Origin of the sequence: Rhizobium sp. LjRoot254 (assembly GCF_964254105.1) — a bacterium.
Lineage (GTDB): Bacteria > Pseudomonadota > Alphaproteobacteria > Rhizobiales > Rhizobiaceae > Rhizobium_E.
The window spans coordinates 3,871,334-3,886,497 of record NZ_CAXUSM020000001.1; the positions used below are offsets into that span (position 1 = coordinate 3,871,334).

18 protein-coding genes are annotated in these 15,164 nt (G+C 60.7%); 7 read left to right on the top strand and 11 right to left on the bottom strand.

Annotated elements, in window-relative coordinates:
• Nucleotides 1–9 precede the first annotated feature (9 nt).
• The 3 genes from ACSQ26_RS19040 (at nucleotide 10) to ACSQ26_RS19050 (ending at nucleotide 2,682) form a co-directional block, all read left to right on the top strand.
• Nucleotides 10–1,023, top strand: coding sequence for a class I SAM-dependent methyltransferase (locus tag ACSQ26_RS19040; protein WP_436011587.1), 1,014 nt, complete (start codon nucleotides 10–12; stop codon nucleotides 1,021–1,023).
• Nucleotides 1,024–1,156: 133 nt separating this feature from the next.
• Nucleotides 1,157–2,191, top strand: coding sequence for an AraC family transcriptional regulator ligand-binding domain-containing protein (locus ACSQ26_RS19045; protein WP_436011589.1), 1,035 nt, complete (start codon nucleotides 1,157–1,159; stop codon nucleotides 2,189–2,191).
• Between the two features lie 245 nt (nucleotides 2,192–2,436).
• On the top strand, nucleotides 2,437–2,682 hold the full coding sequence (locus ACSQ26_RS19050) for a helix-turn-helix domain-containing protein (RefSeq protein WP_436011590.1): 246 nt from the start codon (nucleotides 2,437–2,439) through the stop codon (nucleotides 2,680–2,682).
• Nucleotides 2,683–2,874: 192 nt separating this feature from the next.
• On the opposite strand, the gene fabI is transcribed toward ACSQ26_RS19050, so the two are convergent.
• The 3 genes from fabI to fabA are packed head-to-tail and all read right to left on the bottom strand — an operon-like array spanning nucleotide 2,875 to nucleotide 5,482.
• Nucleotides 2,875–3,681 (bottom strand): enoyl-ACP reductase FabI, encoded by an 807-nt coding sequence (gene fabI, locus ACSQ26_RS19055; RefSeq protein ID WP_436011592.1) that lies wholly within the window; start codon nucleotides 3,679–3,681, stop codon nucleotides 2,875–2,877.
• A gap of 12 nt (nucleotides 3,682–3,693) precedes the next feature.
• Nucleotides 3,694–4,914 carry a beta-ketoacyl-ACP synthase I gene (gene fabB, locus ACSQ26_RS19060; protein WP_436011594.1) on the bottom strand — a complete coding sequence of 407 codons (1,221 nt, stop codon included), beginning with the start codon at nucleotides 4,912–4,914 and terminating at the stop codon, nucleotides 3,694–3,696.
• A gap of 52 nt (nucleotides 4,915–4,966) precedes the next feature.
• Nucleotides 4,967–5,482 carry a 3-hydroxyacyl-[acyl-carrier-protein] dehydratase FabA gene (gene fabA / locus ACSQ26_RS19065; RefSeq protein ID WP_436011596.1) on the bottom strand — a complete coding sequence of 172 codons (516 nt, stop codon included), beginning with the start codon at nucleotides 5,480–5,482 and terminating at the stop codon, nucleotides 4,967–4,969.
• A gap of 227 nt (nucleotides 5,483–5,709) precedes the next feature.
• On the opposite strand from fabA, the gene irrA reads away from it, so the two are divergent.
• Nucleotides 5,710–6,129 carry an iron response transcriptional regulator IrrA gene (irrA, locus tag ACSQ26_RS19070; RefSeq protein ID WP_436011598.1) on the top strand — a complete coding sequence of 140 codons (420 nt, stop codon included), beginning with the start codon at nucleotides 5,710–5,712 and terminating at the stop codon, nucleotides 6,127–6,129.
• 36 nt (nucleotides 6,130–6,165) lie between these two features.
• Here irrA and ACSQ26_RS19075 read toward each other — a convergent pair whose 3' ends face one another.
• The 3 genes from ACSQ26_RS19075 to ACSQ26_RS19085 form a co-directional block, all read right to left on the bottom strand.
• A complete protein-coding gene (locus ACSQ26_RS19075; protein WP_436011600.1) occupies nucleotides 6,166–7,119 on the bottom strand; it encodes a DMT family transporter in 954 nt (317 codons plus the stop codon).
• Between the two features lie 85 nt (nucleotides 7,120–7,204).
• Nucleotides 7,205–7,789 (bottom strand): TetR/AcrR family transcriptional regulator, encoded by a 585-nt coding sequence (locus ACSQ26_RS19080; protein WP_436011602.1) that lies wholly within the window; start codon nucleotides 7,787–7,789, stop codon nucleotides 7,205–7,207.
• A 102-nt stretch (nucleotides 7,790–7,891) separates the two neighbouring features.
• The gene (locus ACSQ26_RS19085; protein ID WP_436011604.1) at nucleotides 7,892–8,527 is read right to left on the bottom strand and encodes a trimeric intracellular cation channel family protein; all 636 of its coding nucleotides are present in this window, start codon (nucleotides 8,525–8,527) and stop codon (nucleotides 7,892–7,894) included.
• 116 nt (nucleotides 8,528–8,643) lie between these two features.
• Here ACSQ26_RS19085 and ACSQ26_RS19090 point away from each other — a divergent pair, with 116 nt between their 5' ends.
• Together ACSQ26_RS19090 and ACSQ26_RS19095 are read left to right on the top strand one after the other, a co-directional pair.
• Nucleotides 8,644–8,922, top strand: a complete 279-nt coding sequence (locus ACSQ26_RS19090; RefSeq protein ID WP_436011606.1) for a type II toxin-antitoxin system ParD family antitoxin — start codon at nucleotides 8,644–8,646, stop codon at nucleotides 8,920–8,922.
• Nucleotides 8,919–9,215 carry a type II toxin-antitoxin system RelE/ParE family toxin gene (locus ACSQ26_RS19095; protein ID WP_436011608.1) on the top strand — a complete coding sequence of 99 codons (297 nt, stop codon included), beginning with the start codon at nucleotides 8,919–8,921 and terminating at the stop codon, nucleotides 9,213–9,215. The genes ACSQ26_RS19090 and ACSQ26_RS19095 overlap by 4 nt, the downstream gene beginning before the upstream one ends.
• Nucleotide 9,216: 1 nt before the next feature.
• On the opposite strand, the gene ACSQ26_RS19100 is transcribed toward ACSQ26_RS19095, so the two are convergent.
• Both ACSQ26_RS19100 and ACSQ26_RS19105 read right to left on the bottom strand, forming a co-directional pair.
• Complete coding sequence (locus tag ACSQ26_RS19100) at nucleotides 9,217–9,999, bottom strand: YdcF family protein (RefSeq protein ID WP_436011610.1); 783 nt, start codon at nucleotides 9,997–9,999, stop codon at nucleotides 9,217–9,219.
• Nucleotides 10,000–10,028: 29 nt separating this feature from the next.
• On the bottom strand, nucleotides 10,029–11,231 hold the full coding sequence (locus ACSQ26_RS19105) for a TMEM43 family protein (protein WP_436011612.1): 1,203 nt from the start codon (nucleotides 11,229–11,231) through the stop codon (nucleotides 10,029–10,031).
• A 196-nt stretch (nucleotides 11,232–11,427) separates the two neighbouring features.
• Between ACSQ26_RS19105 and ACSQ26_RS19110 the strand changes: the two genes are divergently transcribed.
• Nucleotides 11,428–13,449, top strand: a complete 2,022-nt coding sequence (locus ACSQ26_RS19110) for a hypothetical protein (RefSeq protein ID WP_436011614.1) — start codon at nucleotides 11,428–11,430, stop codon at nucleotides 13,447–13,449.
• Here the strand turns inward: ACSQ26_RS19110 and ACSQ26_RS19115 are convergent.
• From ACSQ26_RS19115 to ACSQ26_RS19125, 3 genes are all read right to left on the bottom strand, one after another.
• Entirely contained in the window at nucleotides 13,436–14,152 is a 717-nt protein-coding gene (locus ACSQ26_RS19115; protein ID WP_436011616.1) for a nucleotidyl transferase AbiEii/AbiGii toxin family protein, read from the bottom strand. The genes ACSQ26_RS19110 and ACSQ26_RS19115 overlap by 14 nt on opposite strands.
• Nucleotides 14,109–14,411, bottom strand: a complete 303-nt coding sequence (locus tag ACSQ26_RS19120; RefSeq protein WP_436011618.1) for a hypothetical protein — start codon at nucleotides 14,409–14,411, stop codon at nucleotides 14,109–14,111. The genes ACSQ26_RS19115 and ACSQ26_RS19120 overlap by 44 nt, the downstream gene beginning before the upstream one ends.
• A 116-nt stretch (nucleotides 14,412–14,527) precedes the next feature.
• Nucleotides 14,528–15,073, bottom strand: a complete 546-nt coding sequence (locus ACSQ26_RS19125) for a c-type cytochrome (RefSeq protein WP_436011620.1) — start codon at nucleotides 15,071–15,073, stop codon at nucleotides 14,528–14,530.
• Nucleotides 15,074–15,164: the final 91 nt, after the last annotated feature.

The following is a 15,164-nucleotide window of genomic DNA, read 5'->3' on the forward strand; positions in this document are numbered from 1 at the left end:
CCGACCACTATGCGCGACGCCGTAAAGACCCTCTTCCATCCGTTCGACACCCAGGTGCTGACGCCGCCAGCCGAGGGTGAGCGCGTGCTGTTTCTCGGCGCCGAGGCCGGCTACACGCTGCCCGAGGGCTTTGGCGCGGAGATGGAAGCCGTACAGGCATTCCGCCCGCTCTATAACGGCCTGATGAAGCGCGGCGTCGATGCCCAGCCGGAAATCACCGGCACCGATTTCGACATGGCGCTGATACTGATGACGCGTCATCGCGGCCAGAACGAGAATTTCGTCGCCGAGGCGCTATCGCGCCTCAAGCCCGGCGCTCGCGTTGTCATCGCTGGATCGAAGGAAGACGGCGTGCAGTCCCTGCGCAAGCGGCTCCAGTCGCTCGAGGTCGAGACCGAGCATCTGGCAAAGTATCACGCCCAGGCCTTCTGGTTCGCCCGTCCCGACAAGGCCGATGCCCTCATAGCATCGCTCCGCGTCAAGCCGAGCTTCATCGCCGACAAGTTCGTCACCGCGCCGGGCATGTTCTCGCATGCCGAGGTCGATGCCGGCTCGCAGTATCTCGCCCGCTATCTGCCGAAGGACTACAAGAAGCACGCGGCCGATTTCGGCGCCGGCTGGGGCTATCTCACCGTGGCGCTTGCGGAACTCTCCCCGGGCATCGAGGGCATCGATCTCTATGAGGCCGACCACGCCGCGCTCAACGCCGCGCGGAAAAATGTCGATCACCTCTGCCCGAAGCTCGCAACCCGTTATCACTGGCTCGACCTCGCCCGCGAAGAGGTGAAGTCGCGCTACGACCTCATCGTCATGAACCCGCCCTTCCACGAGGGCCATGCTGCCGAGCCCGGTCTCGGTCAGGCGATGATCAAGACGGCGTCGCAGGCGCTGAGGGCCGGCGGCGAACTGTTGATGGTCGCCAATCGCGGCCTGCCCTACGAGCCCGTGCTCAAGGAGCATTTCCGCACGAGCGGCGAGACCGCGCGTAACGCGCGCTACAAGATACTCTGGGCCAAGAAATAGCCGGCAATCCAGAGCCAGATATATCAAGCAATTGCTCCGCTTATGAGCAATTGCAGGTTGTGGTTTTGATGGACTTTGCGATAAATCGGGCTATATTATCTTTCGATGCCAATTTTTTAGCATTGCGCGCCAAATGGCACAGAGAGAAACCGCTAGCGATCGATACACCGCAGCGTCGGGGCTGGCGTCAGCCATCGGCGAGGCTGCGAAGCAGTACAACATCGACTTAGAACCGATCTATGCCGCGTTGGGTATCGACCCGGCGGTCTTCCAGGACCTCACGGGCCGGGTCAGCCTGGACCGCCTGTGCCGGCTTCTCGAGACCTGCGCCCTCATCACCAAAGACGAGGCATTCGCGCTCAAATCGATCGATTTCTTTCGCCCCGGCTCGTCCGGCCCCTATGGTTTCGGCCTGATGTCGGCACCGACCGCGCTCGACATGTTCCGCTTCATGGCCACGCACCATTCCTATGTCTCCGAGAAGAGCTATTCGAAACTGACGATCAACGAGCAGGGTGCGGAATTCGCCTGGACCTTTTCGCCGCTGATCGTCAAGCGCGATCAGTTCGTCGATATGAATATGGGTCTGACCACCATGCGTTTGCGTGATGTGCTGGGCGGCGCCGTGGACGCGGTCGAAATTGGCATGGAACGGCCAAAGCCCCGGAATATAACACCTTTTCGTGAACGCCTGCCGCGTCGGGTGAACTTCGAGCGACGGATCAATTCGATACGGCTGCCGGCCGAGCTGTTCAATGTCGAAAATCCAAAGGGCGATCCCCGCTTGTTCCAGCTGATGGACCTGCAATGCACCGCACTGAGGCCGGCGCGTCCGGACACGCCTGATTTCGCCGACGAGCTCAAGGAGTTCATTCTCACGCGCATTAACGAGAGCAGTATCAGCCTTGCGGAGGCCGCAGACTATTTCCATGTCTCGGAGCGCACGCTGCAACGCCGCCTATCCGAATCCGGCACCAGCCTCGCCGACCTGCGCGATGAGGTCCGCCGCGACCTAGCTCAAAAGCTGCTCAGCGAGACGGATTTCAGCGCCGCCGAGATCGCACTGCGGCTCGGTTATTCCCAGGCCAGCGCGTTCACCCGCTCGACCATGCGCTGGTTCGGGATCACGCCCCGCGAATATCGCAAGACGAATGTTTCAACCGCCTGAGGATTGGAGCCAAGTGTTCACTTCGACTACTTTAGCGGCGGATGAACAATTTTTTGGCGCGGCGTGTGAATTACAAGGTTACAAAGCTGTAATATATCAGCACGTATCCGAACTGAACCATGGCTTTAAAAAGCCTCGTGGCGTTGTGCCGTGGGGACAAGACTTTTCCATGCAAGGGATCGACGGGCATACATTCAAGGAATGGCAGGGCTCGGGAGGCTCCTTGCAAGCGATATGGAAAAGTAATGAGTCAAAATGGACTTAAGCAGACGGCCGATGCCGAGGACTTCTCCCTCACACGTATGGAACTGATAGGCTTGACACTGGCAGCCAATGGCTACCGTGCCGGGGAAATCGCCATGCGCCTCGGTGTCAGCGAAAAAGAGACCGAAACATTGCTTTTCTGCGCCGAGCGGAAGCTGGGGGCAAAGAACAGGCTGCATGCGATCGCCATCGCCGTCAGCCAGGGATTGATCGGAATCGAGGTGTAGGTTTTCCTCGCAGGGCCGATTCCGGTCCGGGTGCTGCAGGCGCCTTTTGGCGTTGACGTCGAGGTCCCTCCCGGCCATGACGTCGCGAATGTCCGATGGCGGCGGACTGTCTGCGGCACCCAATAAGACAAAGGCCCTTCAGCGCATCGCGCTTGAAGGGCTTTTTTGTTCTGTCACCTAAACTTCGGTGTCTTAGTCCTGATCGGCTTTGTTGAGCGTCTCCAGAACCGGCATCGAAGTGATGTTATAGCCTGAATCCACATAGTGGATCTCGCCGGTCACACCGCCCGACATCGGCGAGAGCAGGTAGAGCGCAGATTGTCCGACATCGTCGATGGTCACCGTGCGGCGCATCGGCGAGTTCTTCTGCTGCCAGGCGAGCATGGCGCGCGCATCGGAAATCCCCGCGCCGGCCAGCGTCCGGATCGGTCCGGCCGAAATCGCGTTGACGCGGATGCCGCGCGGGCCGAAATCACCGGCCAGATACCGCACCGAGGCTTCCAGCGCCGCCTTGGCCACGCCCATCACATTGTAGTTCGGCATCAGCCGCATCGAGCCGCCATAAGTCAGCGTCAGCATGGTGCCGCCTTCGTTCATCATGGCGGCGGCGCGCTTGGCCACTTCGGTGAAAGAGAAGCAGGAGATCACCATCGTCCGGCTGAAATTGTCGCGCGTCGTATCGGCATAGAGCCCCTTGAGCTCGCTCTTATCGGAGAAGCCGATGGCGTGAACGACGAAATCGAGCCCGCCCCAGCGCTTCTTCAGTTCGTCAAAGACATGATCGACCGACTCGATCTTCTCGACATCGCATTCTACCAGGAAATCGGACTTCGCCTCGGCTGCCAGCGGGCGGACCCGCTTTTCCAGCGCATCGCCCTGATAGGTGAAGGCGAGTTCCGCGCCCTGCTCGGCGAGCGCCTTGGAAATGCCCCAGGCAATGGAGTTGCGATTGGCCACTCCCATGATGAGGCCGCGTTTTCCCTGCATGATGCCCGTCATAAATGCCCCTGATCAGCCGTTGAATCGTTCGAAGACGAGCGTGGCGTTGGTGCCGCCGAAGCCGAAGGAGTTGGACAGCGCCGTGTCGATCTTCGCATCGTCGATGCGCTTGCGGACGATCGGCACGCCCTCGAATTCCGGGTCGAGAGTGGTGATATGCGCGCTCTCGCCGATGAAGCGTTCCTGCATCATCAGGATCGAGTAGATCGCTTCCTGTACGCCTGCCGCACCGAGCGAATGCCCGGTCAGCGACTTGGTCGACTGGATATGCGGCATGTCATCGCCGAAGACGCTGCGGATCGCGCCGATCTCCTTGGAATCGCCCACCGGCGTGGATGTGCCATGCGTGTTGACGTAATCGACCCGGTTCTTGACGGTCGCAAGCGCCTGCTTCATGCAGCGCATCGCGCCTTCGCCCGAGGGTGCGACCATGTCGTAGCCGTCCGATGTCGCGCCGTAGCCGGTCAGTTCGCAATAGATCTTGGCGCCGCGCGCCTTGGCGTGCTCGAGCTCTTCCAGGATCACCACGCCAGCACCGCCGGCGATGACGAAGCCGTCGCGGTCGGCGTCATAGGCGCGCGAAGCCGTGGCCGGCGCATCGTTGTATTTCGAGGACATCGCGCCCATTGCATCGAAGAGGTTCGACATGGTCCAGTCGAGGTCCTCGTGGCCGCCGGCGAACATCATGTCCTGCTTGCCCCACTGGATCATCTCGGCGGCGTTGCCGATGCAATGCGCCGAGGTCGAGCAGGCCGAGGAAATCGAGTAATTCACGCCATGGATCTTGAACCATGTGGCGAGCGTCGCCGATGCCGTCGACGACATCGCCTTCGGCACGGCGAACGGGCCGATGCGCTTGGGGCTGCCATTCTGCCGCGTGATGTCGGCGGCTTCGACAAGGGTCTTGGTCGACGGCCCGCCGGAACCCATGATGATGCCGGTGCGCTCGTTGGAGATATCACTCTCCTCGACGCCCGAGTCAGCGATCGCCTGCAGCATGGCAATGTGGTTCCACTGGCCGGCGGTGGACAGGAAGCGGGTCGCGCGGCGATCGACCATCCCGGTCACGTCGAGCTTCGGTGCACCCCAGACCTGGCATTTGAAGCCATGTTCGGCAAAGTCTTCCGATCTGGAAATGCCTGATTTCGCATGCCTCAAGGATTCGGTGACCTCGGCTGCATTATTGCCGATGGATGACACGACCCCCAGGCCGGTGACAACAACACGTCTCATGGTTTCAGACCTTTGAATGTTGAACTTGTGGCTTAAGCGGCAAAGCCGCTGTTCAGGTCGCCTTTTCCTTCGACAGACCCACGCGGAGGTCGGTCGCCTGATAGATGGTTTCGCCGTCGGCCTTGAGCCAGCCGTCGGCGGTGCCGAGGACCAGCCGGCCGCGCATGACGCGCTTGAAGTCGATGCCGTATTCCAGGAGCTTGGTGGCCGGGCGAACCATGCCCTTGAACTTCACTTCTCCGGTGGAAAGCGCCATGCCGCGGCCGGGCTCGCCGAGCCAGCCGAGATAAAAGCCGGTCAACTGCCACATGCCGTCGAGGCCGAGGCAACCGGGCATGATCGGGTTGCCTTCGAAGTGACAGGGGAAATACCAGTCATCCGGGCGAACATCATATTCGGCGCGGAGATAGCCCTTGCCGAACTCGCCGCCGGTTTCCGAGATATCGGTGATGCGATGAACCATCAGCATGGGAGGCAGCGGCAGTTGCGCATTGCCGGGGCCGAACAATTCGCCATGCGCACAGGTCAGAAGCTCCTCATAGGTGTAACTGGATTTCTGAACTGCCATGACTGTCTCTTCCCCGATTCTTTCTCTTGATTGTCTCGCCTGAGGTTCAAGGCAAGGATTGTCGTGCCGCCAATATAGGATTGATCTTCAAAAAGCCAACCCAAATAGCTTGCAACCTCGCTGCTGCGGCGCGCTGCCGCTGAAAAGCTGTTGAAAGCGTGACGCGCGCGGGTTATATCGTTGACCAAAATACTCCTATTTTAGCGACCGGAGCTTGGCACAAGAACATGGCCATCGATCATTCTGCAAAAACCGAGGCGAGATTGCGGCACGCGGGCCTACGCCCGACCCGCCAGCGCATGGCGCTCGCGTCCTTGCTTTATGCCAAGGGTGACCGCCACCTGACGGTGGAAGAACTGCACGAGGAAGCGACCTTCGCCGGCATCGATGTGTCGCTCGCCACCGTCTACAACACGCTGCACCAGTTCACCGAAGCCCGCATGATCCGCGTGCTCGCCGTCGAGGGCAACCGCACCTATTTCGACACCAACGTGTCCGACCATCACCACTTCTTCATCGAGGGCCGCAACGAGGTGCTCGACGTGCCAACGTCGAACATCACGATCAACAACCTGCCGGAACCGCCCGAAGGCATGGAAATCGCGCATGTCGACGTGGTGATCCGGTTGCGCGAGAAGAAGAGCTGATCTCCTAATCCGATGCGATCTCATTCTCACGCCGCCTCACGCCGCGGCCGGGGTCTTTCCTGCGCCCTGGAATGCCTGAATCGCAATAATCACACCAACGGTCAGGATTGCTGAGCCACAGGCCTCCGGCAGTGTTGGCCATCGACCATGCACGGCCAAGCCGAAGATCGTCCCAAAGACTGATTCCGAGACGATCAACTGCGCGGACAACGCGACTGGCAGACGTTGGGACGCCACGGTCCATGCCAAGGCTCCGCCGAACAGCGATATCACACCCAACACGGCACTCCAGAGAAGAAATGGGGCGGACGCCGGCCAATCGAGGCCCAATCGGGGCGTCGAGAATACGCCCATCGCCAGGCCAAGCGGCATCAGGACGACTACCGCCAATCCACCGCCGACCAGAATAAGCGCGGTCCAGACACCTGAATCCATATGCGGCCTCCGGGCCAGCGCCTGCTGATTGGCGAGCCCGAACCAAGTCCAAAGGATCACGGACAAGATGGCCAGCGGGACGCCAATTATGAGCGATCTCGCGGTCGCCATGCTCTCGGGATCGAAGACGCTGATATTGACCAGTGCCAATCCGACGACGGCCAGGAAGAGTGGAGCGGCCAGTGATCGCCACGCGACGGTCGGGTGGCGCAGATTTCCTGCAATCGCCAGCACGATCGGCACCAGACCGAGGAAAGCGGGAGCGATCACCGGACCTGCGAAAATCGCCGCACCGACAACGGACAGGAAATAGCCGACATAGCCGATCAGAGCGAGCCCCGTGGCGACCAGCCAATCCACGTATCTCAGTTTTCGAACGGACTCGACCCTGAAGGCAAGGATGCAGAGCCCCATCGCGCCGGTCACCACAAACCGAATGACGGCACAGTCGAAAACCGAGTAATCACCGATGACAAAGGGGACGATGAAATTGAGCGCCCAGGCAAGCGCTGCAAACAGCGCCGCCGCGATACCGATCAACAAGGAATTGCTCATGGCGGCTGCCTTTGCTTCGATACGGATGGAAGGATGAATGGCTTATCGACGTCGCGATGAATTCGGACACCTGTTGCCGACATGACTATCCGGGACGATCCAACATCGCCATCAGGCTTCCGGCTGCCGTTCGCACGTTCCGAATGGCCGCTTCGCCCTGCTCCATCTGCGCCAGCAAGGTCGCGCCCTCGAGAAGCATGAAGAGAACCGTCGCGGCGCTATCGGCCTGACCCGCCGGCAACTCCTCTACAAGAATTTCCCGCAGGCGTTGCTTGAGCCCGTTCTTGTGCTCCTCCACCGCCTTGAAGACCGGATGATCGCCATCGCCAAATTCGGCGAGGGCATGGGCGAACAGGCAGCCATGAAACTCCGGACTTTGAAACCAGCGCTCGTACCAGTCAAAGACGGTGTCGATCTTCTGGCCCGGGGTCACGGCCTTGGCGGCAAGGTGATCCAACTGAGTCTCGAACAGCTTCGTCCGATAATCCAGCACCGCGACGATCAATTTGTCCTTGCTCGGAAAATGACGATACATCGTCATCTTGGCCACATCGGCCCCGGCGATGATCTTGTCGATGCCGGTGGCGTGAAAACCGGACGCCTTGAACAGAGCGTAGGCGATTTCGACGATCTGTTGCCGCTTGTCGATCGCGGGCGCGGTTGCGTTCATCAGGAGCCCAAGAGGTGAGACAGGTCTGTCTACAATACCGATTGCGGGTGTGACGTCAACGCCTGAAATGCTGGGCCGCCCGGCAAGGTGAATTTGGTCGGGCTACATAACATCGTCGGGATGCCGGCCGGGCCGGGCCTTGTAGACCGGAAAGGTCCATCCGAATTTCAAAGCGCCGCCGCGGATGATGAAGGCGGTGATCATGGCGAGCAGGAAGCAGATATCCTGCGGCAATCCCACCCGGTCGGCCACGGTGTAGACCACGGCGCCAGCGAGCGCCGCCGAAACATAGATTTCCGGTCTCAGAAGCACGGATGGCTCTCCCGCCACGATGTCGCGCAGGACACCGCCAAACGTGGCAGTCAGCGTGCCCGTTACGATAGCCACAACCGGCGATCCGGTCAGCATGAGCCCCTTCGCCGCGCCGACCGCGCAATAGGCCGACATGCCCACGGCATCGAGCCAGAGCAGCAGGCGATAGCGCGATTCGAACCGATGGGCGGTGAAATAGACCAGGAAACCTGCACCCGCGCAGATCAGGATGTAGGTGTCATTCTTGATCCAGAACACCGGCAACTGCCCGAGAACGATATCCCGCAGCGTGCCGCCGCCGATGCCTGCGATGGCCGCGAAGAAGATGAAGCCGATCAGGTCGAGCTGCTTGCGGCTGGCCGACAGAGCGCCGGTGGCAGCGAAGAGCGCGATCGCGGCGTAATCGAGAAATTCGAGCAGATTCATGGCGTCCCCCAATTCGCCATAAGGGATGCCGCCGCACGACGGAAGTCAACCCGGACGGTCTGGAGTCGCCGCTTCGATCGTGGCATAAGAGGGGGATATTGTGCAGGAGAAAGACCATGCAGCAGCATGTCAGACGCGACATCGATCTGTCGCCGGATATGGAAGAACGCGTAAACGAAGCCGTCTCCCAGGGAGAGTACCAATCGGCCAGCGAGATCGTGGACGAGGCGCTGCGCATGTGGAACGAGAAGCGCGAGAATTTCGGCTACACGCTCAATGAACTCCGAACTTTGGTGAATGCGGGTCTTGAGAGCGGGCCGGGGCGTTTTGGATCGATCGACGATATCAAGGCTGAAGCGCGGCGCCGGCTTGCGGCAAGGCCAACGAATTCGTGACGCCTTTGCGCATCGCCCGGTCGAGTGCCGCCGAAGAGGATCTCGTTAACATCTGGCTCTACGTGGGCGAGCACGATCCGCGTGCCGCCGACACACTTCTCGATGATCTCGACCGGCGGCCAGATATCCTGTCCGATTTTCCATATGCAGGCGTGGCGCGCGACGATATCGCGCCGGGCATAAGACAACTTGTCGAGGGCAACTACCTGATCCTCTATAAAGTTGCCGACGACCATATTGAGATCGTTCGTATCCTTCATGCCCGGCAACGCATTACGTCGGAAACGATTTGAACTACGGAATAAGCGTCGCCGACTTCCCCTGCAGATACGCATTCAGCAGCGCCGCCCATTCGCGCATGGCTGTCGATGTCAGTGCCGCGTTCAGCGACGGCTGGGTGAAGTCTAGGCCGAATTCCACCTTGCCGCTGGCGCGGTAGTCGGAGGGCCAGGGGATGGTCGTCACGCCTTCGGCGTCGAAGAGCGCCTTGGCGCGCGGCATGTGATAGGCCGAGGTGATCAGCAGGCAGTCGGAGAGCTTGTTGGCGTCGAGCAGCGTCTTGGTTTCAGTGACATTCTCGATCGTGTTGCGGGAGGTCTTTTCCATGATGATGCGCGCCGGGTCCACGCCCATCGACTGGAAGAAGGTGCCGGAGAGTTCCGCGTCACCCTTGTAGATGCCGGAGAAGGAACCATCGCCGCCGGATACCAGGATCGTGGCCGTTGGATAAAGCCGCGCGAGCCTCGCTGCCTCGATATAGCGGTCGGCGGCCTGGTTCATTTCCATGCCGCCGCGGCCGGCCGTGACTTCGAGATCGAAGCCACCGCCGAGCACGATCATGCAGGAGACGTCAGTTGGCAGCGCCGGGCGCGCATAGCGCGCTTCGAGCGTTTGCAGGCTCCAGGCGCCTGTCGTGGTGAAGAGTGTCACGAACAGGATCGTGCCCGCCAGGAGCGACAGGAAGCCCGCAAGCTTGCGGCGCCCGATGATGAGCATCAGCAAGGCGAGGACCTTGACGATCAGCGCCAGCGTCAGCGGCTGGACGACGATCCATAGCAGCTTGCCTGTCATGAACATGCGTCAGATCCTGCTGGCGAGGGCGAGGCTCAAGCGCCCGTGCCCCGTCCCAGAACCACCGGCTCGGCCGGAGCCACTGTGACCGCCCCACCCCGGCGGCGCAGGAAGATCACGGCCGCCGCAATCAGCACGCCTCCCGCGATGATGCCGATCGCCAGCAGCGGTCGGTAGGCGAACCATCCGATCGCGATGGTGACGGGGCCGATGATCAAGGTCAGGACCAGCGCGATGATGGCGGTGCCGCCACGCACGATCGAACCGATGAACGGGATGAGATCGCCGATCACGCCGAACAGGCCGAAGAACAGCTGGAAGCCGATGAAGATGCCGACCAGGCCGGCGACGCGGATCACCCAGGTGATAATGGTGTTTTCGGTCTGCGCCTGCTCGAACATGGCCGGCGCGTCCTTCTTGCCCGCCGCGCTCAGGAACACGTCACGGCCATTCGAGGTCGTGTAGCCGACAATCGAATCGCCCTGCTGCTTGCCGACGAAGCTCGCCTCGGCAAGATCGGTGCGTTCGAAGCGGACGCGCAGATCGCCGATCTGCGGCGAAGTGGCGGAGTTGCCGATATAGACTGCGCCCTGGTTGAGCTTCACCGGACGGGTCGTGGCGATGGAATTGGCCATGCGATCGACATCGGCCTGGGTCAGGGGAATGGCGGTCTCGTCGCCCAGGCTGGCAACCCGGCCGCCATCGAGCCTGTAGGCGCCGACATGGGCGCTTTCCACGGTCTGGACGCTGGATGGCACCGCGAAATCAGGGTTTTCATGGCCGCCCGGAACCTTGAAATTGGACGAATCATTGCGGCTGGTGCTCCATTCCTTGGAGTAGGAATAGGTCGTGGTCGTCTCCTCGCTGCCGCCGACGCTCTTCTCCGTCTTGCTCTCGCTCTTTTCCTCCCACTGATACATCTCGACCTCGCGGCTGATGGCGAGCGCGCCATCGGCAGTGATGCCGAATTGCTGATCCGAGATCATGCTGTCCGCCTTCACCGGGCCGGTGATATGGACGAGCTTGCCTTCGTTGGCGGCGCTGACGCTGGCGCTGTCGGCGGAAACCACTAGCCCTGCGCCTTCGACGAGCGCGCGGTAGGTCTGGATGGCGCGGCCTTCGTTCCAGAACAGGAAATAGATCGCGACCAGAATCAGCACGATCCCGATCAGCGTACCCACCAGGCCGTTCTTGAGCTTGGTGAACCACGATGTGTGGGTGGTTTCCGTATAGGTCATGACAGTCTCCCCTGTACCCCATATTCCGCCGCGAGAAATAGCATATCCACCGTGGGCGCAATATTGAAAACGAAATGTCCGGTGGGGTTATTCGGAGCAAAAACGAAAATCCTTGCAATGGCCGCAAAGAGCGCGAATACAGTGGGAATCCGGCTAACTGTGGGGTGCGGCCGGGAGTTTCGAGCAGGGGTCGGGAATGAAGACTGGGACGGAGAACTTTCTCGAAGCCGCCAATCGGGTGGTGCAGCGCTGGCACGGTATCGTCTATGCGGTATCGGCGTTCATATTGGGCATTGTCATCGCCTGGCACGTGCTCAATCTCGCGACGCCGCTCTCCACCGCCGAGATCGTGCTCCTGATCGTCTGCCTTGCGGGCTTGGCGGCGGGGCTCTGGGTTCGTGGCGGCGAGATGCGGCTACAATCCGCGATCAGCACGCTTGCCATCTATGCCGGCGGTTTCGCAGCCTCGCTTGCCGTCTACAACACGATTGCCGATCCCAACGCGCCGCTGCCCGAGTGGCAACTCTGGCTGATGTTCACCGCCATCTTCGTGCTGGTCTATCGCTGGTGCCTCTACTGGTTCAAGCCGTCGCGCCGGCTCGAAGCGATGACCGACGCGGAACGGGCGGAATATCTCGCGGTGAAGGCGGCGGGCGCACGCCGCAAGGCCGAGCTCAGGAGCCTGCCTTCGAACAGTTGGTACGAGCTTGCCTCCTTCGTCACCGGCGCCGCCATGGTCGGCTCGTTTGCCACCACGGCCATCGGCTTCCATCACGAGATCGTCGATCCGCTCGACCCGCCGCTGGTGCAATATGGCGTTCCGATCGGCCTTTCGGCGCTGGCGGCGCTGATCATCTGGGCGGGCTGGAACTTCGTCTTCCTCAGGATCCGTATCGCTTCGAACACGATCTCGCGCCTGTTCGGGTTCATCGTCGGCGTCATCGTGCTGGTCCCGCTGACACTCGCCATTCATACCGTGTTCGGTATCATCGGCGTCGGCGGCACCGAGGGCCTGCGCGCCCATAATCTCTGGTACACCGACGTGCTCGATGCTTACGAGCGTCGTGTTGATGGCATCCGCGCGATCGAAGCCAGCCGGCTGGACGGCGCTTTGTCCTACATGTCGAACCAGCTCAAGGCGGCTGCGGCCAACGAGGAGACGACCGGCCAGGGCTGCGGCGCCGGTCGCGGCTCGCTCTTTACCTTCTACACCGATAGTGCCGCCCGCACCGCGACGATCCTCAACGTCGTGACCAACCGCAAGAACGCCAACCAGGACATCAAGTCCGAGATCGAGCAACTCCGCGCCCGCATCCGCAAGCCCGAGGGCCAGCTTGAGGACATTCAGCCTGACCTCGCCGCGCAGGCGGATCGCATTCGCAAGAAGATCGTCGACACCGACAATTCCTCGACGCTGCCGAGCGTCAAGACCTTCGTCACCGAGACGCGTGCCACCGTTAATTCCGAAGCCTTCTTCTCGGGTTGGTCGGCCTGCACGCTGACCAAGAAGGACGTCATCCTCAGCCAGCTCAACACGCTGGTCGATTCGGTCGAGGAAGCCGCCAATAGCGCCACACGCGATATCGACGCGCGCAAATCGAGCCCGGAATTCCGCATCCCGGTCGAAAACCGCATCGAGACGATCCCCTTCATCGACCGCTACTTCCACGGCGAGCGCCAAGCCGCCGACGCCGCCTTGCAGGAAGCGCAGGCGGACGCAAACAGCGTTCCGGTCTTCGTCCCCTTACGTCCCTTCTGGGCCGTGGTCTCCTATGCCGGCAGCCTGATGGGCTACATCGCGCTCCAACTCGCCCTCGATTTCTCGCCGGCGGTGCTCGGCCTGCTGTTTGCCCTGCTCGCGCCCTTCCCGGATAGGCGGACACGGCTCGGCCGCGCATACGACAATTTCATGGACAAGCGCTTTCCGAAGAAGGCCGACCCAGAGCGACCCGACCCGTTTGCCGCGCCTGTTCGGCGCGACGCGGAGCCCGTCACAACCAAGACGGCATCGGTGGTTGAAGAGGATGATGTCGCAGTCGCCGAGCCGGTCCGTTCAGCGGATACGGATGACGATTCTCGTGTGGAACCGGACGAGCAGTCAGAGCCTGCAGCAGATATGACACCTGCCGAGCGGCTCGACCCGAAGTTCGAGGATGACAATGTCGAGGACGACGACCACATCCGCGACGGCAAGCCGGGGGACGTCAGGCCGTATTGAGGCCGGCTTCACGTTCCATCATGCCAATCGCCGCGAGAGCTGTTTCGCAAGCAGTCTCTATCAGCGGAATCCCGATCTCGGTCGGATTCGTGTCTTCCGCAATGGCTTCCGTGAGAGCTTCCTTCTGTGAGTTTATCCGGAATTCCACTCGCTTGAGAATATCGGGTGAAAGATATGAGGATCGGGCAGCAATCCTCAGTTCTTCCGGCATGATGTGATAGGTGCAGGCGAGGTCGAAAACATCGCGTCCCTTGAAGACGGAACCACGATAATAGATTTTCTTCGCGATGATCTCACGAGGGCGCTCCCTCATCAGAACTCGTCCGGCGAACTCGAATGGCGCGGTAGGTGTTTCAACGAGCGTCGTTGCGTTGAGGAAATCGATCTCACCCTTTCCGAAGACGATGAGCTTCAGATACGAGCCAGGCCATTGGTAGTCTGCCCTTCCGGTTTTGGGGTTCCAGCATATCCGCCGTGTTACTTCGTTGGTAACCGGAACCAGGCGCTTGGTCACCGCTGCGGAATCCAGGAATATGTCCACGTCGTAACTGATGCGATGACCCAGATCGATCGCAAGCGCGGTTCCGCCGCCGAACGTCCAGATTACTTCACCGTGGCTCGAAACGGAATCGATTGCCTCAAGGCAAGAACCCATGAGTTCATGCCATCGGGACGGTAGCCATTTCCCGGATCCATCGCGCATTCTCGCTGTCTCCCGCTTCCCAGACGCCGAGCCCCTTATCAAGATCGCGGAACGACGTCGCGCCCTCTATCACGAGGTCGAGAATGATCCCCCGATCGACCTCGTCAAAAAACGCGCGCATATGGGGCCGCCACTTGCGATCGTTGCATTCCAGCCGGAGACAGGCGGCCAAGGTCTCCGCTTCGATCTGCAAGGCACGGGGGGCGTTGACAGTCGTCAGCGCTCTATAAATCGACTTGTTTTCGAGCTCCGAACTCATGGCTTCAATCTATGAGGCCCGCCGTTGTTTTGCAACGACCGTAATAGGACGCACTCCCCAAAAACAAAAAGGCCCGGGTCACCCCGAGCCTCCAGCATCAATCACTCAAACAGCACTTACTTCGCCGGCAGCGGCAGCGGAGCGTCCGACTTGGAATTCAGGTAGGCCATGATGTCGGCGCGTTCCTGGTCCTTCTTGTCGCCGGCGAAGCCCATGGCGGTGCCTTTGATGTACTTCTTCGGCGCGGTGAGGAAGTGGTTGAGATGATCCCAGTTCCAGACCTGCTTGCCGCCTTCGGCGAAGTTCTTCATCGCGGTGGAATAGCCGAATTCAAGCTGGGCGATCGGGCGGCCGACAACGCCGTAGAGGTTCGGGCCGACCTTGTTGCCCGCACCCTTGTCGGCGCTATGACAGCTCGCGCATTTCTTGAACAGCTGCTCGCCCTTGGCGGGATCGGCCTTGGCCATCAGATCGGCGACCGGAATGGCGGGTGCCTCTGCCTTGGCGACCTCGGCACTGGCTTCTTCGGTTGCTTCGATGATGAAGCCCGGCTTTTCGGGATTTTCCGAATGATACAGCCCCTCGGACGCAAGTGAGACCGAAAACAGCACGAACACTGTTCCGAGCAGCGCGCCCAGTGCCATATTCATGTAACCACTCATCTTGCAAAGCTCCCCTTGCCGCCGCAATCGACGGCGCATCTTGAAATCGCGCGGAACCTATGTCTTTTGGGCTGAAAGTGCAACCGTCAAA

Bases quoted from the DNA above. Each gene is read 5' to 3' on its own strand.
- ACSQ26_RS19105 (WP_436011612.1), bottom strand. From the start codon at position 11,231: ATGACCTATACGGAAACCACCCACACATCGTGGTTCACCAAGCTCAAG.
- irrA (WP_436011598.1), top strand. From the start codon at position 5,710: ATGGCCATCGATCATTCTGCAAAAACCGAGGCGAGATTGCGGCACGCG.
- ACSQ26_RS19100 (WP_436011610.1), bottom strand. From the start codon at position 9,999: ATGTTCATGACAGGCAAGCTGCTATGGATCGTCGTCCAGCCGCTGACG.
- ACSQ26_RS19040 (WP_436011587.1), top strand. From the start codon at position 10: ATGCGCGACGCCGTAAAGACCCTCTTCCATCCGTTCGACACCCAGGTG.
- ACSQ26_RS19110 (WP_436011614.1), top strand. From the start codon at position 11,428: ATGAAGACTGGGACGGAGAACTTTCTCGAAGCCGCCAATCGGGTGGTG.
- ACSQ26_RS19120 (WP_436011618.1), bottom strand. From the start codon at position 14,411: ATGAGTTCGGAGCTCGAAAACAAGTCGATTTATAGAGCGCTGACGACT.
- fabA (WP_436011596.1), bottom strand. From the start codon at position 5,482: ATGGCAGTTCAGAAATCCAGTTACACCTATGAGGAGCTTCTGACCTGT.
- ACSQ26_RS19050 (WP_436011590.1), top strand. From the start codon at position 2,437: ATGAGTCAAAATGGACTTAAGCAGACGGCCGATGCCGAGGACTTCTCC.
- ACSQ26_RS19125 (WP_436011620.1), bottom strand. From the start codon at position 15,073: ATGAGTGGTTACATGAATATGGCACTGGGCGCGCTGCTCGGAACAGTG.
- ACSQ26_RS19085 (WP_436011604.1), bottom strand. From the start codon at position 8,527: ATGAATCTGCTCGAATTTCTCGATTACGCCGCGATCGCGCTCTTCGCT.
- ACSQ26_RS19080 (WP_436011602.1), bottom strand. From the start codon at position 7,789: ATGAACGCAACCGCGCCCGCGATCGACAAGCGGCAACAGATCGTCGAA.
- ACSQ26_RS19045 (WP_436011589.1), top strand. From the start codon at position 1,157: ATGGCACAGAGAGAAACCGCTAGCGATCGATACACCGCAGCGTCGGGG.
- ACSQ26_RS19090 (WP_436011606.1), top strand. From the start codon at position 8,644: ATGCAGCAGCATGTCAGACGCGACATCGATCTGTCGCCGGATATGGAA.
- ACSQ26_RS19075 (WP_436011600.1), bottom strand. From the start codon at position 7,119: ATGAGCAATTCCTTGTTGATCGGTATCGCGGCGGCGCTGTTTGCAGCG.
- ACSQ26_RS19115 (WP_436011616.1), bottom strand. From the start codon at position 14,152: ATGCGCGATGGATCCGGGAAATGGCTACCGTCCCGATGGCATGAACTC.
- fabB (WP_436011594.1), bottom strand. From the start codon at position 4,914: ATGAGACGTGTTGTTGTCACCGGCCTGGGGGTCGTGTCATCCATCGGC.
- fabI (WP_436011592.1), bottom strand. From the start codon at position 3,681: ATGACGGGCATCATGCAGGGAAAACGCGGCCTCATCATGGGAGTGGCC.